This window comes from Agrobacterium sp. 10MFCol1.1, assembly GCF_000381165.1.
Classification (GTDB): domain Bacteria; phylum Pseudomonadota; class Alphaproteobacteria; order Rhizobiales; family Rhizobiaceae; genus Agrobacterium; species Agrobacterium tumefaciens.
In genome coordinates this window covers 32,728-50,828 of sequence record NZ_KB906085.1, presented here as the reverse complement: position 1 = coordinate 50,828, position 18,101 = coordinate 32,728, and the positions used below count along the sequence as shown (strand labels likewise).

The 18,101-nt window shown below is 55.9% G+C and carries 15 protein-coding genes and 2 pseudogenes; 10 read left to right on the top strand and 7 right to left on the bottom strand.

The genetic code is table 11. From position 1 onward, the window contains the following. Positions 1–35: 35 nt before the first annotated feature. Both F617_RS27335 and F617_RS0125205 read right to left on the bottom strand, forming a co-directional pair. Positions 36–2,548, bottom strand: a pseudogene (locus F617_RS27335) (CoA transferase). Positions 2,549–2,572: 24 nt separating this feature from the next. After that, positions 2,573–4,261 (bottom strand): GMC family oxidoreductase, encoded by a 1,689-nt coding sequence (locus F617_RS0125205; protein ID WP_019567174.1) that lies wholly within the window; start codon positions 4,259–4,261, stop codon positions 2,573–2,575. Positions 4,262–4,421: 160 nt separating this feature from the next. On the opposite strand from F617_RS0125205, the gene F617_RS0125200 reads away from it, so the two are divergent. The 8 genes from F617_RS0125200 to F617_RS0125170 all read left to right on the top strand — a co-directional run bounded on the left by F617_RS0125200 (position 4,422) and on the right by F617_RS0125170 (position 10,351). Then, positions 4,422–5,351 (top strand): LysR family transcriptional regulator, encoded by a 930-nt coding sequence (locus tag F617_RS0125200; RefSeq protein WP_019567173.1) that lies wholly within the window; start codon positions 4,422–4,424, stop codon positions 5,349–5,351. A gap of 308 nt (positions 5,352–5,659) precedes the next feature. Beyond that, positions 5,660–6,229 carry a hypothetical protein gene (locus tag F617_RS0125195; RefSeq protein WP_019567172.1) on the top strand — a complete coding sequence of 190 codons (570 nt, stop codon included), beginning with the start codon at positions 5,660–5,662 and terminating at the stop codon, positions 6,227–6,229. Then, positions 6,226–6,939, top strand: a complete 714-nt coding sequence (locus F617_RS0125190; RefSeq protein ID WP_019567171.1) for a nucleotidyl transferase AbiEii/AbiGii toxin family protein — start codon at positions 6,226–6,228, stop codon at positions 6,937–6,939. The genes F617_RS0125195 and F617_RS0125190 overlap by 4 nt, the downstream gene beginning before the upstream one ends. Further along, positions 6,936–7,667 (top strand): PP2C family serine/threonine-protein phosphatase, encoded by a 732-nt coding sequence (locus F617_RS0125185; protein WP_019567170.1) that lies wholly within the window; start codon positions 6,936–6,938, stop codon positions 7,665–7,667. Before F617_RS0125190 ends, F617_RS0125185 begins: the two co-directional genes overlap by 4 nt. A gap of 17 nt (positions 7,668–7,684) precedes the next feature. After that, on the top strand, positions 7,685–8,629 hold the full coding sequence (locus tag F617_RS0125180) for a phage exclusion protein Lit family protein (RefSeq protein WP_019567169.1): 945 nt from the start codon (positions 7,685–7,687) through the stop codon (positions 8,627–8,629). A gap of 283 nt (positions 8,630–8,912) precedes the next feature. Next, a complete protein-coding gene (locus tag F617_RS28970; protein WP_065704146.1) occupies positions 8,913–9,212 on the top strand; it encodes a hypothetical protein in 300 nt (99 codons plus the stop codon). Then, positions 9,212–9,643, top strand: a complete 432-nt coding sequence (locus tag F617_RS0125175) for a type II toxin-antitoxin system VapC family toxin (RefSeq protein ID WP_019567168.1) — start codon at positions 9,212–9,214, stop codon at positions 9,641–9,643. Before F617_RS28970 ends, F617_RS0125175 begins: the two co-directional genes overlap by 1 nt. Before the next feature lie 393 nt (positions 9,644–10,036). Beyond that, positions 10,037–10,351: a hypothetical protein gene (locus F617_RS0125170; protein WP_019567167.1), complete on the top strand. Its 315-nt coding sequence runs from the start codon at positions 10,037–10,039 to the stop codon at positions 10,349–10,351. 38 nt (positions 10,352–10,389) lie between these two features. Here F617_RS0125170 and F617_RS27330 read toward each other — a convergent pair. The 5 genes and pseudogenes from F617_RS27330 to F617_RS0125145 form a co-directional block, all read right to left on the bottom strand. Then, positions 10,390–11,494 (bottom strand): annotated as a pseudogene (locus F617_RS27330) (Fic family protein). A gap of 591 nt (positions 11,495–12,085) precedes the next feature. Next, positions 12,086–12,226, bottom strand: coding sequence for a hypothetical protein (locus F617_RS28495; RefSeq protein WP_003518781.1), 141 nt, complete (start codon positions 12,224–12,226; stop codon positions 12,086–12,088). A 370-nt stretch (positions 12,227–12,596) separates the two neighbouring features. Continuing rightward, positions 12,597–13,367 (bottom strand): 4-hydroxy-2-oxoheptanedioate aldolase, encoded by a 771-nt coding sequence (hpaI, locus tag F617_RS0125155; protein ID WP_019567166.1) that lies wholly within the window; start codon positions 13,365–13,367, stop codon positions 12,597–12,599. A gap of 7 nt (positions 13,368–13,374) precedes the next feature. Next, positions 13,375–14,157 carry a fumarylacetoacetate hydrolase family protein gene (locus F617_RS0125150; RefSeq protein WP_019567165.1) on the bottom strand — a complete coding sequence of 261 codons (783 nt, stop codon included), beginning with the start codon at positions 14,155–14,157 and terminating at the stop codon, positions 13,375–13,377. 19 nt (positions 14,158–14,176) lie between these two features. Next, the gene (locus F617_RS0125145) at positions 14,177–15,070 is read right to left on the bottom strand and encodes an intradiol ring-cleavage dioxygenase (RefSeq protein WP_026331065.1); all 894 of its coding nucleotides are present in this window, start codon (positions 15,068–15,070) and stop codon (positions 14,177–14,179) included. 246 nt (positions 15,071–15,316) lie between these two features. On the opposite strand from F617_RS0125145, the gene F617_RS0125140 reads away from it, so the two are divergent. Continuing rightward, entirely contained in the window at positions 15,317–16,051 is a 735-nt protein-coding gene (locus tag F617_RS0125140) for a GntR family transcriptional regulator (RefSeq protein WP_019567163.1), read from the top strand. Then, positions 16,048–16,866, top strand: a complete 819-nt coding sequence (locus F617_RS0125135; RefSeq protein ID WP_019567162.1) for a sugar phosphate isomerase/epimerase — start codon at positions 16,048–16,050, stop codon at positions 16,864–16,866. Before F617_RS0125140 ends, F617_RS0125135 begins: the two co-directional genes overlap by 4 nt. Positions 16,867–18,101: the final 1,235 nt, after the last annotated feature.

Below are 18,101 nucleotides of genomic sequence, written 5' to 3'. Positions count from 1 at the left end.
GTATCCTCCTCAGAACACGAAGCTGCCGTGTCCTGCTAACTCGGCAGATACTCTGCGCTCCAACTCTCGCTGATCGTGCCGGATGCAATCAACCGATCGATCTCGTTATCGGTTTAGTTCAGGTCGCGAAGAACGGCGCGCGTGGAGGCGCCGTACTTCTCCGCTGGCGTTATAGCCGTCACCTTGCCGACTGCCGGACGGATGGCGAAGGGGTCGAGCTGAGTGACGGTGTGCCCGCTCGGATGGTCTGGAAAAACCGAGAATGAATAACTGCCCCGGTCGAGCCCCGGCGTGCCGTCGGCAATGCGGGCGCTGCGGCTGCGGATCTCCTCGATGTTCTCGCAGAGAGATACGCCGATATCGGCTTTCTGCAGGCGCTGTTGCCAGGTTTCAGCAGGTGCCGTCATGAAGGCTTTCGCCAGATAGGCCTCGCGATCGGATGCGGCCATCTCGACAATTGCCTCAAGCCCCTCCGCCTTGCCGAAGCGTGGCAAATCAACTTCCGAAGCACACAGAAGAATATGATCCCCCGACGCCGTTTCGTAGAGCTGCGACAGGGCGCTATATCCCTTGGTCTCGCGACCGGAAGGCTCATCGAAGGGACCTCGGTTGGCATAGTTATAGCAGAAGGGTATCTGGGCGAGGCCGGTCAGCGCCGACAGTGATGTCCGCGGGCGACCGATAACCCCGGTTCTTGATTTCTGATACAAAGCCGCTGCAATGCCGAGCGCAGCGCCGAAACCGCACATCACGTCAATGGTACCGACATGGGCGTGTTCCTCCGGCGTGTCCATGGAGCCGCCGAAACGTAACATGATGCCGGTTGCCGACTGCACGAGGTCGTCATAGCCGAGATAGTCGGTACGCGGACCGGTGCGCACGCCGCCGAAGCAATCGAGCTGGCAAAAGATCGCTTGGGGGTTGAGCGCTTTCAGGCTTTCGGCATCGAGACCCATCGCCTTGACCTGACGGTCGGTGGCGTTCCAGACAACGACGTCGACCGAGCGCACCAGTTCTTCGAACACGATGCGGCCATCGGGCGAACCAATGTTCAGCAGCACGGACTGTTTGCCGCGCATGTGGGACATGCCGAAGATCACGGTGTTCCAGCAGTCATAGAGCGGCTTGGCCGGATCGATCTTGATGACCTCCGTACCGAAACGGGCAAGATAGGCGACCGAATGCGGACCGGCGATCACATTGTACAGATCGAGAACCTTGACGCCGTCCAGCCAGCCGCCGGGGCCCCATTCGCTACAACCGGCAAGGAAGGGCGCTCGATGCCGGCGAGCAGTGCTAGCGCCTCCTTGGCCGTTCCCCAACGTCTCGGGCTTGGCGTTAACATAGATTCGGCGCTCTCCTGCAGCCAGGCCATAGGCCCCGGCTGGGTCATGCGGCCGAAGATCGGATCGTCCAGTTCGATCATGAGGCCGGCAGCCTTGGCATGATCGTCGGCGATCCATTCCTTCAGCCAGCGTTGCGGCGCGCCCGGAAACAGCCCTTCTCCGAAGACACGTTCCCATTCGGAAGCCGTTTTGGTCAGGAAAACATCCTTCATGCGAGCCGCGATTTTGTCAGCCCAGAATTTCGGGAGCGGATAGACACCGAGCGAAACGTCCGAAGACCACTGCGAAACTGGAAGATAGGTGTCTTCCTCCTCGCGCAGTCCTTCAGCAACGAGCTCGTCGTAAATGCCAAGCGCTTGCAGGCAGCGTTTGGCATGGTTCTTGTGGCTGGGGCAGACCACGTAGAACATCCGTCCGTCGGCGCACCTATAGCTGCGATAGAAGGGATCGAGAAACTCCTGGAGGTCGTCAAAAGACATGTCCATTTGCAGGTCCTCGCCCCGCCGACGCTCGATTTCCCGCTCGCGCTGGGTTTTATAACGCAACGGATAGTCGTCAATCAGAATGGAATTGTAGGACAGGCCCTCCATGACGGCGCTTGCCAGCGGCACCTCAATATGATCGCCGTGGCCGGTGCGCTCACGCGCCTGAAGCGCCAACACCGTCGCGGAGGCCGCAAGCATCGCACCATATGCGGAAGAGAGTGGGAGCGGCGAGAAAGACGGGTTGATACCCATAAGAACGCGGTTTAAGCCCATATCCGTAAAGACGCCCGACGAGGCTGCGATCACTGTCTCGAAGGCACGCCAGTCCCGGCGGAGTTCATCGTCGGAGGCGAAACCTGGGATAGACAGGGTGATCAGCTCAGGCCGCGATTTACGCAAAGTCGAAAAATCGATCCCGAGCCGGGCAAGCACACCAGGGCGGAAGTTCTCGATCACAATATCAGCCTCGGCCACCAGCGCTTTCGCCTCAAGCAAACCCTTCTCCGTTTTGAGGTCGAGTGCGACGATCAGCTTGTTGCGGTTGAGGATGGCGTTGGCGGGATTGTCCCAGAGCGGCCCGCTGGGGGGATCGATATGCACGACGGTCGCGCCGAGATCGGCAAGGATCATGGCCACGGCCGGGCCAGCAATATACTGCCCAAAATCAACGACTCGAACGCCGGAAAGCGGAAGCGTTGAACGTGCTACTGATGTCATCCTGTAACCTCCCCCAATAGTTTTCTATGCGTGTGCGTCAGCAACAATCCAGCCGGCTGCCTTTTCGGCGATCATCAGCGTCGGCGCATTGGTGTTACCACTGGTGATCTTCGGCATGATGCCCGCATCGACGACCCGCAGTCCCGCGATTCCTCGAACCATGAGGCGACTATCGACAACCGCCATAGGATCGTCATCGCCGCCCATCTTCGTCGTACCAACCGGATGGAAGATGGTATTGGCAATATCGCCCGCAAGCCGCGCCAGCTCCTCATCGCTTTGGAACTGCGGGCCCGGTTTCCACTCCTGCGGCCTATATTTCGCCAATGCTGGCTGCGACACGATTTTGCGCACTTGCCGCAGACTTTCTGCAGCAATCCTGCGGTCTTCGTCCGTGCTGAGATAGTTCGGCGCAATCGCCGGCGCGTCCGACGCCTTATTGGAGCGAATACGAACGCTGCCCACGCTCGATGGATTGAGGTTGCAAACGCTGGCTGTGAAAGCGGGGACAGTGTGCAACGGTTCGCCGAAGGCGTCGAGGCTGAGGGGCTGGACGTGATACTCCAGATTGGCGTGGGCCTGGCGTTCGTCCGAACGGGTGAAGGCGCCCAGCTGCGAGGGCGACATGCTCATCGGACCACTGCGTTTCAACGCATATTCGAGCCCTATCATCGCTTTACCAAGGACGCTGTTGGCGAGCGTATTCAGCGTTTTCGTATTACCGACCTTGAAGACGGCACGGATCTGCAGATGGTCCTGAAGATTTTCTCCGACACCTGGCAGGTCGTGTTCGACCTCAATACCGAAACGCTTCAGCAATCCCGCTGGACCGATGCCAGATAATTGCAGGATTTGTGGTGAGCCGATGGCGCCGGCCGACAGAATGACTTCTCCCCGCGCCCCAACCTCCGCGCGCTGCCCTTGACGCTCAACAATAACACCGATGCACCGCTTGCGACCAGATGCCTCGTTCGCAAGGATCAAACGCTCGACATGAGATTGCGTCCAGATCGTCAGGTTTGCGCGGTTTTTCGCTGGGCGCAGGAAAGCCTTGGACGTGTTCCAGCGCCACCCCGAGCGCTGGTTCACCTCGAAATAGCCGACGCCTTCATTGTCGCCACTGTTGAAATCGTCCGAACGCGGAATGCCCGCTTCCACCGCGGCTTCTGCAAAGGATTCGAGGATATCCCATTTCAGCCGCTGCTTCTCGATGCGCCATTCGCCGCCATGGCCATGCATGTCGGAAAACCTGCTGTTGCCACCAGTCTTCGGGTCTGCGCCATGGTCCAGCCGGTAGTGGTCCTCATGCGCCTTGAAATCGGGCAGGCAATTTTGCCAGGACCAGGCATCGTCGCCGGTTGCCGTTGCCCACCCGTCAAAATCGCGTGCCTGACCACGCATATAGATCATGCCGTTGATCGACGAGCAGCCACCAAGCGTCTTACCGCGAGGATAGCGTAGCGAACGACCGTTCAGTCCGGCGTCCGGTTCGGTTTTGTAAAGCCAGTCTGTGCGTGGGTTGCCGATACAATAAAGATACCCGACCGGGATATGTATCCATGGGTAGTCGTCCTTGCGGCCGGCTTCCAGCAACAGAACATGTTTTGACGGGTCACGACTGAGGCGATTGGCAAGCAGGCAGCCTGCGGAGCCACCACCAACAATAATGTAGTCAAAAACGTCGTGGAAATTGCCGGAACCACCATTCCTCATTGGGTTACCCTCCAATCGCGATGGAACACCACACAATTATAAGACTGGACACTTTGCATTGGCATGCCATGCTTCCTCCCTGCTTTATATGCAGGCATAGCCAACATTCGATCGTGAAATCCAATGACAAATTCAACCAAGCATTATAAGTGAAATTAATATGCTGGAAGGTATCGATCTGAGAACATTGCGAGCGTTTGTTACCGTGGGGCGAGAAGGGAACGTCACCCGCGCCGCCGAGCACCTGCACGTCACGCAGCCCGCGGTGACGCTTCAGTTGAAACGCTTGGCCGCTGACACCGGGCTAACCCTGTTCCGGCGGACCTCGACAGGTTTGGAGTTGACACAGGAAGGTGCACTGTTGGCGGCAAAGGCCGAGCAAGTGCTGGCGGCGCTGGCGGACTTCGGCCAGACAGCCGGACGTTTATCGACCGGCGTCCGGGGAAAATTGCGGATCGGTACGATCATCGATCCGGAGTTCACACGATTAGGGGCGTTTCTGAAAGCACTTATCGAAAACGGGCCAGGTATCGAGACAACGCTGCGTCATGGCATGAGCGGCGATGTGCCGGAGAGGCTGAAGCGAAACGAACTCGACGCCGGTTTTTATCTTGGTGATCCAAGGGACTATGACCCGCCGACCGATATTACTGGAGGGAGTACCCCGTCGCTTTTCCACTCTCGCGCACTTGCGCAGTTGACCTATTGCGTTGTCGCTCCGCCATCGCTCGCCAGCTTTGTTCGAGGGGCCAACTGGTTACAGCTTGCCTCCCTCCCCTGGATCGGCACGCCACCCGCATCCGTCCATAACCGGATGCTGGCACGGCTGTTCACCAATCTTGGCGTTCGCCAACAGATTGTCGCCCAGGTCGATCAGGAAGCGTCAATGATTGCCATGACGCGTACAGGGATAGGGCTGAGCCTTTGCCGGGAATCGATTGCCCTTTATGAACAGCAGTCTCATGGACTGGTCATCGCTGATAATGTTAAGCTCTCGACGACCTTAAGTTTCCTCTGCCTGGAAGCGCGTATGAGCGATCCTTCTATCGTCGCTGCATTTGACTCAATCAAACGAGTTTGGGTTCAGTAAACCGACTTAGCGGTGAAGCTCTTGATGAGATTCGAACCGTTGAACAGTAATTTTGGCAGAGTGAAATTTCGATAAAACAGTCATTTAGGTTAAATTGTCGGTATTGTATGATTTTCTAGATTCGACATGTGGCGTCGTCATCCAACCTTTGTCCATGGGTAACAATCACCCTAGCGAAGTCGATGAGTTGGTGTGTCACATCGAGCTTTTTGCCACAGACCATTAATTCTAGGCGCGGTGTCCACATATTGACAGGACGTACTGCTTCGGGCTAACTGTCCTCAGTCCTAGGACAGAGGACAGTGTTTATGAAGAGCCAAGATATCGTCGTCCTGCTAAAGCTGGTAAGCCTGCAAGACCAGGAACTCACCAAGGGCATCGATCAGTTGCGATCGGAATCCGTGGGGGGAGACCCTTATTCTGTTCGGAACCTAGAGGCGCTACTCGGGATCAGCAAGACCGAAATAGCGCAGTCGATCAAGCGCAGTGTCGCATCAGGCATCGCGCGAAAAGACAACAGTAAGAACGAGCCTCGGCCAAGCCGAAGGAACCTGTTCGGCTTCATTACCACCGGGCTAAAGTTCGTCTTCCCCGCCAAAGTTGGGCCGATACAGCGCGGCATACCGACCGCCTTCGCCGCACCTATGCTCACGGAACTCCTGATCAGCGGCGGGACGTACAACTACGTTTGGCCCTATGCCAACGGAAGGGAGATGGGGCAGGCGGTGGAGCCGCTCTTTAAGACCGTGCCTGACGCAGTCCTGAAGGACGACGCACTCTATGAATACCTCGCGTTGGTCGATGCGATCCGGATTGGGAACCAGCGGGAAGTCGGTCTCGCGACCGACCACCTCAAGTCAAGGATCATGAGCAAATGACAGCGATCCGCGCTCAACTGCTGGAAATGATGAAAGCCGTTGCCTCGGCCCTTGGCGAAGACCTTCGCTCGCGCCTGGTCTTCGTTGGCGGATGCACGACCGCGCTCTTCATCACCGATCTGGTCACGCTCGAGGATGTGCGTGCCACAGATGACATCGACCTTATCGTTGACCTGGCGGGCCTTCCTGCCTGGGCACAGCTCCAAGAAGAGCTTCGACACCGGGGTTTCATGGAGGCCGCTGACGAGGCGGTGATCTGCCGCATGCGTCTCGGCAAGCTCAAGGTCGACTTCATGCCGGATGATCCGACTATCCTCGGATTCGGAAATCGATGGTATGCGAGTGGCATCGAGACGGCACAGCACTACCAACTCTCGGAAGACCTCACGATCCGGATCCTGACGCCGCCAATGTTTCTTGCAACGAAGCTCGAAGCCTATGCCGGAAGGGGAAACGGCGACTTGATCACGAGCCGTGACGCTGAAGACATCCTCCTTATTGTCGACGGCAGGGAGGAACTTCTTGCCGAGATCACGGCTTCCGACATCAACGTTCGAAATTTCATCGCCGGACAGTTTCGGGAGCTCCTCGATCAAGCTGACTTCGACGATTTCCTCGACGGCAATATCCGCGGGCCCGCCGGTCGTGTAGAAATCGTCCGGGACAGGTTTGTCTCGATAAGCCATTGTGCGGATGGCCCAACACAATGAAAATCGAGGCCCGATGGTTGAGCCAAAAAGGAACGCGTACCGACGACAATCGCGACCATGCGGGGATCGCTGGGAGAAATGGCGAATTTCTTGCTATTGTGGCTGATGGCGCCACGAACGGCTCGAACAACGGGGGATATGCACGGGCAATCGTCGAAGCTGTCGTCGACTGGTTTGCCGGAGCCGACGATGCATGGGGCCGCGAGGTCATGCAAACCAAGCTGCGGGAGATTCATCAGGCCCTTCGCAAATCGTTTCCAACAGGTTCAGCCAGCATCATCGTCTTTCACGTAACGGACAAAGGCTCCTTGACGGTCCTCCACTCAGGAGATTGCCTTCTTGGCAGGCATGACGGCCAGGTACACTGGCAAGTCAAGCCACATACCCTGACAAACGCCCTGGCGGACATGCCTCTTGATGCGATCGCACGATCCCCCACGAGGCACCTTCTCACCCAGAGTTTTCGTTCCAGGGAGTTCATGGCCCCAGACGTACTAGCGGAAAAGATTGCCAGTGGCACGCTTCTTCTTGCCACCGATGGCTTCTGGGCGGAATTGTCGGAAAGCGAGCAGGAAGTCTTCCTTGGCGGCGGCCAGTCAGCTGCTTCAGAAAGAGATGATCGCAGCGTGCTACGATTATGGCTTTCTACTGAGGAGCCAACCGAAATCTCGCTGGACGATGGTGGATCGACCAATTTTTATGTGCGGACTCCAGCGCCCCAGAAATAACACAGGAGCAGTAAGTCGTGGAAGACGAGACATTTGTGGGCGACACGCTGCCGAATTTTTCAGACCTCTTCATTGGCTACGAAGCAAGGATCCAAGCGATCTTCGATAGAATTGTCGCAGCGTCGAGCGTTCATCCTACTGCTAAGCTGCAGTTCACCGAGGAGCATTCATCGATGCTTTTCAAGTGCAAGCCAAGCGCGGCCTCGGTAACGGCGGACTGGTACGGAATTGCGAGCCTCTGGGCCATGTCGCAGGGCGTCGGCCGCTTGTGTGCAGCGATGTTCAATGCCCGTCGCTCCGGCCAGGCTCGCTTGGATTTCGAGGAAAGTTCGGAGGCGGAGCTCGGTTACCATTTCATCCAAGAGGCGAAGGCGCTGGCCAGGCCGCGGGGCCACCGATGGAACACCTATTTCCCGAAACCCAACCTCCAGTCTGATAGGTCGGTCGCTGGCGACGTATTCTTCTTCCGGGCGATCGAATGGATACTTGCACATGAAGTCGGTCATATCGCTTCTGGCCACGATGATCGGGCCTGGACGGCGCAACAAAGCCGCGACGAGGAGAGGGAAGCGGACCGCTTTGCAACGTGCTACGTGATCGGCGGACTCGCCGCCGACCCTGGGCGCCAACTAAGTGAAAAGCCTTCGCAAGACGAGATCGAGCTTGAGCGCCGGGCAATTGCCGCGGGACTGGGCTTGGTCTGGGTGGCAATTTACGAGGACACGCGAACCCAGGATACCGACATGTATCCCGCGGTGGCCGCGCGAATAGACGACGCCATGACGGGGTTCGGCTTGGCCGACGATAGCGCGGCATTGGAAATCCTCTCCGACTTCATCAAGGCCTGGATAGACCCAGAGGGGCAATGGCCAGTCGCGCCGCCATCGGACGCATCCGCAAGGTCTGCAATGGATGAGGCTTGCACGCGGTTGTACGACCATGCAAGCGAGGCATGGCAATGATCGCCAGCCTGATGCAAAGCGGGCCTGGCGTCCGAGGAACTATCTTGCTCTCGACAAAATAGGCCCCAAAGATCATGTTTTGGGACCCAGATGCGGTCCTGAATCCGGCATGTTTCGCCGACTATCAACGCCGACGTTAGGTCCAGCGCTCTTGAGGGGATATGAACTGACGACCCCAATATCTTAATCAAACTAGCTCTCTAACTGCGCCAATATCATTCTCCTGACGACTTGTCGAAACCTCGGTATCCAGCTATATTACTGGAAATATCTGGAGGATCAGATGGCTAGCTCTCAGACACGCGCAATTCAGAATTATAGAAGCCGCCTGGGCGAGCGCGGTCTCGCTCGTTTTGAGGTGCTCGGGCGCGATAGTGATCGCAGCCTGATTAGATCACTTGCGCGCCGATTGGCCGAAGATGGCCCGGAAGCAGCCAATCTACGAGCCTTTGTAAGCGAAACTCTCGCTGGAGAGCCGCCGAAAAAGGGAGGGATTCTCGCGGCACTTCGCCGATCACCCTTGGTTGGAGCAGATCTCGACACACCCCGTTCACGCGAAGAAGGTCGCGAGATCGATTTGTAATGCGCTATTTGCTCGACACCAACATTCTCAGCAATATCACGAAACCAGAGCCTTCAGCGTCATTGTTGACATGGATGGCTGAACAATTTGACGATGATTTGTTCATCGCGTCGCTCACTATCGCCGAGATACACCGAGGGATACTCGAGAAGCCGGCGGGTAAAAAGCGAACCGATCTCGAAAGTTGGTTTGGAGGCAAGGAGGGGCCGCTGTCACTCTTCGCAGGTCGCATCCTTTCGTTTGACGAGAAGGCAGCCCTCGTTTGGGGAGAGCTGATGGCACAAGGAAGGGCAACCGGTCGCCCGCGTAGTGCGCTGGACATGATTGTGGCTGCCATCGCCCAATCCAATAGCTGCGTTGTTGTCACCGATAATGAGCGAGATTTTCACGGGATCGAAATCATCAATCCTGTCCGAGGGAACGCAATCTAAAACAATTGCTAGATTTAGCTCTTGAAAGGATAGGAACCAAGGACGCCTTTGTTTTTATCTTCTCATCGCCACAAAATTTCTAGGCACGTGAACGAAACATCAAATGTAACTCGCGTTATCGGTCAATATGATTGTGCGGTAGCGATGCGGAGATTACGCTTGCTAATCTCTGCATCTGAGCCCGATTATGAGCCATGACCGATATCTGGCAGTCGCCCCTGACCATTTCTAAGGCGGCACGTCAGGCTACGTTACCTGCAATAGATCGATCACGACAGCGTGGTTGGCTGGCTTTCGAACGACCAATTCATAACCGAATTGCGAAGGAGAGCGATTCTGGCGTAGCCATTCGAGCGAAGGCGCCTCGTTAGTTACCACTATGAGCGGTTCGCGTTGATCAGCCTTTGCGACATCAACGATCACCGCCAGGACCTCTTGGTCCGGATTCCCATGTTTGCCGTTCGCCGAGAGCAGATAGATGTCAGCAGGCAGGCGTTCGAAGTAGTTTTTCGTGACGTTTCTATCGCTGCCGTGGTGCTAGACCTTGAGAAGGCGAAGGTGGTGGGCGGCACCTGTCGCGACAGCACCGGTCTGTTCGAGGCCGTTGAGAATGTGATCGCCCCGCGCATCTCCGGTGAGAAGGATATTACCGGCTGGCGTCCTTCCGAAAAACCTGATGAGAGCGGAATCGAACAATCGGTTACCTAGATAATGACTTTGGTTGAGTTCACTGGACTAGCGGCAATTTATTTCTGCAATGACAGCGAGTACCGGGTATGCCTACGTTCACCCGTACGCGTCAGTGCGCCAATCTCCACGAGCTGCTGAAGGTCGCGTGTTGCTGTAGCGCGGGAGGTGTCTGTGATCGAAATGTAGTTTTCGGCACTTAGCCCCCCCTTGAAGCCTGCCGTGCCTTCCTTGAAGATGCGCGCGACTACTTTTTCCCGCCGATCGTTTAGCTGGCCCCGAAAACGATCATAGAACTTTGCTTTCTGAATGAAGAAGTCTATGCGCTCAAGCGTCGCCCGTTGAGCATCCAGGATAGTTTCTGAAAAGAAAATGACCGAGTCGGTGATATCGAGCGTGCGCTGATGCCGCTCAAGCTCTGAGTAATAGGCCTTCCGGTGTTTCTCGATTGTGAAGGCGAGTGAAATGTGCTTGGCTGCCCTATGTTTTGCGCCAGGGATTTCTAGGCGAGCGCGCGTCCAATTCGGCCGTTGCCATCCTCAAACGGATGTATGCTTTCAAAGTAAGATGGCCTACTGCGGCACGCGTCAAAGCTTGAAGCGAGCATTGGCCATCTGGCCCTGATTGATTGAACCATGTGATGAAGGTCTCCATCTCAGCGGCAACCCGGAGCGACGGGGGAGCCTCGAAGTGGATGGTGGGCTTGTCCAATCGACCTGACACGATCTGCATGGCGTCTTCATGCGTGCGGTAAGCCCCAACCGTTTCAATATATTGGTTTCCCGCCATCAGCATTGAATGCCAGTGGAACAGTCCCTCATGACGCAGCGGCCCATGCCAACTTCGATAGACATCCGCCATCATCTCGGCGATCCCCCGCTCTTGGAGGCGGATCTGTCTATCATCAGTGTTTAGCCCGAACTGTCGGCGGAGTGACGACTGGACACTCACGCGGTCCAGAAATTCGCCCTCGATCTCTGAGGCCTTGACCGCTTCGTCGCTCAGCAACTCAATGCGAAGTTGGTTGCTGTCGTCCTCGTTGAAATGCTGGACAGCACCGATAACCTCGCCGGCTGAATGCAGGAATTTCTGCTCCAGCGGTACCAGACTTGCGGTGCCGCACCTGAAGTTTGGCCAATCAGTGTTTTGCCACTTCCATTCCATGAGTTATAGAATCCCTCGCTATAGCTCATAATCATTGCCATAAATGAGCTATTGCAGGCCCGTCTATCGCTCAGCACCACAATCTGCAGCTCTCCAATCAAGAGGCAGCGATCGACAGCTAACCACTTGCCCTGAACATATTTTGTTAACGGGCGCTCAAGCGAAGAGCTGCAAAAACGATCCGTTCGTCGACCATGACGGCAGCTGACGGATTATCCGATTCAATAAGTGCGAAGATGGCGTCTCGATCTTATCGCGCAAACGCTGAGCGAGTAAGCTTCACGACTTGCGTGCCACTGTTTTAAGCCGCGCTTACCCGCTACGTTCCTCAAACTGTGCCTCGACTTTACCGTCCGAGACGCCCGGTCGAGAGAAATTAGTTCGGCCCCACCTTGTTACGGCGGGGCTGGTCAAATAAATGCATGGATAATGGCTTGCGGATAATCTATTGGGCCAGGTGCGTGAGGCGAGGTCTATGCTCGATCTCCTGCTACGCAAATCGCCCCCTACGTTTCGTCGAGGCGGGTTTGAAGAAGGTCCATTCTGCTTCCAAACCAATGTGGATTGAAGCAAGTTGACACCTGTCGGCGCTCAGTTTCCTTTGGCCTCGTTATCTTTCTTAGCCTGATCGTGATGCCACTTGATGGCGTAGTACATGCCAATGCCCAGTACGATAATTTTGAACGGCAAGAAAACTATTGGGAAAAAGTCTACCCATTCCAGGTCAGCCATTTCGAGTACTTCCAGTCTGTTGCTTGGAATTGTCTATGCTTTTGCATAGGACACACCCGAAATGCGCCTTTAAGAACTCAATTACAAGATCGACAGGCATGGTCTTTTTGACGCAGCCTCGCCTCCTTTGTGCCGGCCGCCGGCGTGATACAGGGTTCCTCAATCAGGAGCGATACGCCGCCGCGCGCAGGTGCATGCTGGCTATCAGGCTGGATGGAAAGACTGTTGACACCGATACGGTCGGACCGGTCTCGGCCTCGAATGCGAGTTGGCAGGCGTTTGGATCGGATGGCCGCATCGCTCTCACATTCCAATCGGTTCACGCCCGGAGGCACAAGTTCGTTGACGACGTGCCCGGAAGCTCGCATGTCTACAAATGTTTCGAAAACCTGGCCGCCAGTGCTTCTGATCCGCGCGCCAGCAATGCGACATCGACACCGACGGCAGTGAACAGCGTTCCCAATTCCATGCAACGTGCCGCGAACTTCTCGTCAGGCGTGAGTATTCCTGCCGGCTTTCCGAGCCGTTTGAGTAATGCGATCGTATTTTCAATCGCCTCGACCACTTCCGGATTGCCTGGTTGTCCCGGATAGCCGAAACTGGCTGCGAGATCCGCCGGGCCGATAAATATCCCGTCCACCCCTTCGACCGATGCCATGGCCTCGATATGAGCAATAGCCTCCCGCGTTTCGACTTGAACGAGAACACAAATCTCCCTCTCCGCCTGCTGGGCATAATTCTTTACCCTGCCGAAACGTGTGGCACGCGTAAGGGCCGAAACGCCTCGAATTCCTTTCGGTGGATAGCGGGTTGCTTCCACCGCGGCTTTCGCTTCGTCTGCATTTTGAACAAAGGGTATTAGAAGAGATTGTACACCAATATCCAGGAATCGCTTGATCAGCACAGGATCGTTGACAGCTGGGCGCACCACCGGCGCGACATCGTATGCGGCGATCGCCTGCAATTGTGGCAGCACGGTCAGCACGTCGCTGGGGGAATGTTCGGTATCAAACAACAGCCAATCGAACCCGGCTGGCGCCACGATTTCGGCAGCGTAGCTCCCTGGAAGCCCGCACCAAAGTCCTATCTGGCTTTGCCCGGCCTGCAGTTTTGCTTTAAATTTATTGACTGGAAGATCCATCTCTACCTCACGTAAAAGAGACGCCGATCGAGCCAACTAGCCCATAATCAGCCTGAATGACATCGCCCTTTATGATGTCGACCGGTCTCGTAAATGAGCCCGCAAGGACGATCTGACCTTTTTTCAAGCCGCCGCCGACGGCATGAAGTTTGTTGACCAGCCATGCAACGCCGGCGGCCGGATGACCCATGATCGCGGCTGAAACCCCGGACTCTTCGATAATGCCGTTTTTCGACAGAGTTGCTCCGACCCAGCGTATGTCGATATCAAACGGGCGGATCACCCGCCCACCCACGACGATTGCTCCGAAGGCTGCATTGTCGGCGATTGTGTCGGCAATCGCACGCGGAACTTCGGTTCTGTAATCGATGATCTCGAGCGCAGGCACAATGAACTCCGTCGCGCGCATGACGTCATAGATACGGGTGCCCGCTCCTTCCAGGTCTTCACCCATTACGAACGCCAACTCGACTTCCACGCGCGGCTTGATGAACAAATCCGCATTAATTTGCGCGCCATCATTGTAGAGCGCATCATCCAGGATCACCCCATAATCCGGCTCGGTCATCTTGGATGCCATTTGCATGGCGCGAGACGTCAGACCTATTTTGTGACCGACAATCCGCGCGCCGCGCGACACACGCAACTCGGACCAAAGCGCCTGAATGCGATACGCATCCTCAATTTCGAGCTCGGGATAAGTTTTGCTGGGTTGGACAATGGGAGTCCGCGTGGTTTCGGCCTCCAGGATGGCCCTGGCTGCTGACAGGCGTTGTTCCTCGGTAATCATTATCCGGCTCCAAATAACGTTATTTTATTGGCGGGCGCGGCAAGAGAGCCTCGCCTGCTTCCATGACATAAGTGTAGTCGAGCGAGAACCACGGCGCCTGAATGTCTCGGTTGGTTGGATGCGGTTCGCCGTGGCGAATGAAATCGCCGGTGAGTGCCGCAGTCACGCCAAACTGAACGTCGGATTCGATATTCGGATCGCTCGGATCGAAAACCTGCGAAATCAGCGTCTTGTAGCCCCGCTTGAAGATCAGCGCGTGCAAATGTGCTGGTCGATAAGGATGACGGCCCTGAGCCTTGAGCATGCGTCCGACAACGCCATCGACGGGGATGGGATAACCAACCATCTTCACTGTCTGGAACCAGAAACGTCCCTCCCCGTCCGTCGTGAATTTGCCGCGCAAGTTCATCTCCGCCTGATCTGGGTCCTGGTTCTCATAAAGACCGACAGGGGATGCGTGCCAGACGTCGACTTCGGCACCAGATATCGGATTGCCTTCGCGATCGATTACACGAGCATGGACGAAAAGCGGGCTACCAGGCGTGTAGGACCGGATGATCGTGCCGCCGTTTTCAACTCTTGGAGAATTCAGGCGCCAAAATGGTCCAAGAAGCGACTGTGAAGTCTCTGTTTGCCCCTTGTCACCATTATTGAGCAGGCAGACAAGTGACGAAACGCCAAGTGAGCCGGACATGAGGACAAATTCGTTATGACTGTCGGTTTGCATTTGGCCGATCTCGTTGAGAATAGCAGTCGCTTCCCGGAATTCCACCTCGGTCAGCCCCACTTCGCGAACGAAAGCATGGAGATGTTTCACCAGCGCCATCAGGATGTCCCGCATCCTTGGATCAGAGGTCTGGCCCATGGCCGCAATCACGGCGGGCGTTAAGTCTCTTTCAGATTTAATCACCATCGTTACCTCCCAACGCTCGAGTGATACGTAAATAATCGATTATCTGTCAAGCGCTCATCAACGCCCCCAGCGTCAGGATTTTGCGAAATTACAAAGTTGTGAGATAAATAGCCGATATTGGCGTATTTTTCTCGATATTCTGAATTGTCCTGTCAAACGATGATGGAAAACTCCAAATTCGTTGACAAGAATAATCGTTTATAATATCGCCCATCAACCAAGCGCGACATTCGCGTGGGAGGTTTTATGAAGCGACAGAGTGCCTCACCCGACGCACCCAGCGAGCAAGCTGGAAATGGTGACTTTGCCGATGACGGCAAGAATACGATTGGAAGCCAACTGGCGTTCCGGCTGCGCGAAGCAATTATTTCCGGAGGGCTGGAGGCTGGCAGCAAGATCAATCTCGACAAGGCGCGACAGTCATTCAATGTGAGCCTCAGCCCCTTGCGCGAAGGGCTTGCGCGCTTGATTTCCGACGGGCTGGTAGAGTTTGAAGACAATCGCGGCTACCGGGTCGCGCCAGTATCACTGGCAAATCTGGAAGAGATCACGAGTCTTCGCGAGGAGTTGGAGGTTTTCGCGTTGAAAGAGTCGATTAGGCTCGGTGACGCGGAGTGGGAGAGCAATGTCATGCGCGCTCTTCACAAGCTCAACCGTGCCGACCGCGATGCGAACAAGCCGGAAACTCTCGAATATTGGGAGATGGCGCATCGCGACTTCCATCTCACTCTTATTTCGGGCTGCGGAAAGCCGCTTCTCCTGCATTTCTGCAGGACCCTACTCAATCTAAATGATCGATATCGCAGAAAATTCCTGACCCAGACTTCAGGCGATCGAAATGTCAGCCAGGAGCATAGTGAAATCGCTCAGGGCGCTGTGGCGAGAGACAGCGATTACGCGACTGACAAGCTTCGTCAGCACATCCATCGCACCGGCGCTAACCTGCTTGATCATTTGGCTCGTACCGGAGTTGTGCGATGACCGATGCGGTGAAAGAGTCGCCCGTCGGCATCGCCCATTTCTCTGCGATCCAACTGACGCCCCAGCAGTTCGTCAGGCATGCTGCAGTCGCAGGCTTCAATTCCGTAGGACTTCGGCTGCATCCCGCTCTCCCTGGGGCACCCTATTACGAGCTGCCGCAGGGCAGCAGGGATGCAATGGAGTTTCGAACTCTACTCGACAGCGAAGGCATCAACGTTTTTGATATCGAGTTTTTCATTATCGGCCCGGATTTCAACGCTGCCCTCATCGAACACATCGTTGCCGCCGCCGCCGATATTGGAGCCAAGCGCCTGTCCGCATGCGGCGACGATGGCGACTTGCAACGGCTAATCGGCAATTTGACGGAGTTCTGCCAGCTTGCCGCACGATATGGGCTGGCTGTCGACGTTGAGAACATGGGTTGGCGCACTATCAACACCTACAGCAAGGCTGGTGCGCTGGTCACGGAGTCCGGCCAAGACAATGCAGGTGTCTTGGTCGACGCCATTCACTTTTTTCGAAATGGCGGAAACATTGACGAGATCAAAACTGATATCGTACGGCACGTGCAACTCTGTGACGTAGTGGGGCCGGCACCCAAGCGTCCAGAAGACATGATGACCGAGGCCCGGGCAGGACGGTTGGCGCCAGGTGATGGCATACTGGGGTTGAGCCAATTGCTAAACAAAGTTGCTGGCCATGCCACGATATCGGTAGAGGTTCCATTGGTTGGCGACATCGATCCGCTGGTTCATCTGACAACGCTCAATATGAAGTCCCGGAAAATTCGTCAGCGGGTAGCCGAACAGTTTTAACGAAGCCTTCGTCGGGCTCCCCCTGCCCCGCTCAGCGGCGCCCTATGGCTCGCCGTCCGATCGCCACGACAGTTCACCAGTCCTTGTTTTGGTTCAGGGTTTGGGCAATCGAACTTGGCGGCCATTAGGCGGGAGGCTAAACGAATTACGGAATCAGGTTAGTGGCCTAGAAGAATATGGTGGTCGCAGCCTGTTCGTCCCCTCGCCCTCTCGCCCCCTCCCCGTACTCATGTCCATTTTACCTCGGCGGTCAGATTTCATAGTTTCCGTTCCTACGCGCGCTGTTGGTGACCTTGGGTCGAGGGATCGAGCAGCAGAGGTTATCCTCACACTGAAGTGCACATTCTGTCACAGTGCAATCAGATCCGTCTGTTGCGGCAGCTTACGGGCTCGGATGTAAATGCACCAGGAATGCCGGTTGTCCACGTCCCTGCCATGCTCAAGTGGATATTGTCGCTTGGTGTAGGTCGTCAGGGTGCGGTGAGGGTTTTGCATGAGCTCAACCTCCCCCTGCCCCCTGCCCCCTGCCCCCAGCCTTGGCCTTGGTATGACTGTTGACCGTTGAAGTTGATGGGGGACAGCAAACCTTGTCAGCTGACAAGGTTTTCCGATTGGTCCTGGGACGTCAACCATCGCAAAACCATCGATGATGCGCTCACGCCTTCCCCGCTTGTACCGTCCGGATCAATTCTGTCCGTTCACAGATATCAGCGGATAAAAAGTCGCCTCTTGTCGGGTCAGTGCCTCGGGTTGCGGCCTCAAGCCGGCTGTGCGGTTCAGCGCGCGTGAAACCTTTGTCGCCCGTCACGGCTCCAGGGACAAGCGCCGGGCAAAACTGTTAAAGGCCGGGCTCGGGGGACTAGCCGAGAAAAACGTCCGACGAAGTCTAGCTTTTTCCGGGGCCGTCTACACCGCGTTGATTGCCTCCTGGCGCTTCTTCTCAGGTTGATGCGGCTTTTGCCGCCATGAAAGCGACTTGCGTTCGCTCAATAATCAGCTTTGGCGCCAACTATACGACGGCGCAAAAGAACGGTCGAAAAAACACATTTGTTTAGCGAACGTATCGATCGGATCGCCGATCGGCTGAAAATGGACGCCGCCCTTCGACGATCTGTGTTGTTTAAAAGACTTATCGGCCAGCCAAGGGAGCTCATCAGAATATCCCAAGCACATGGCAAGTGAGGAATTTGACCACCAGAACCACCAGAACGATCGAATCCTCGCTGCGCCCGTCA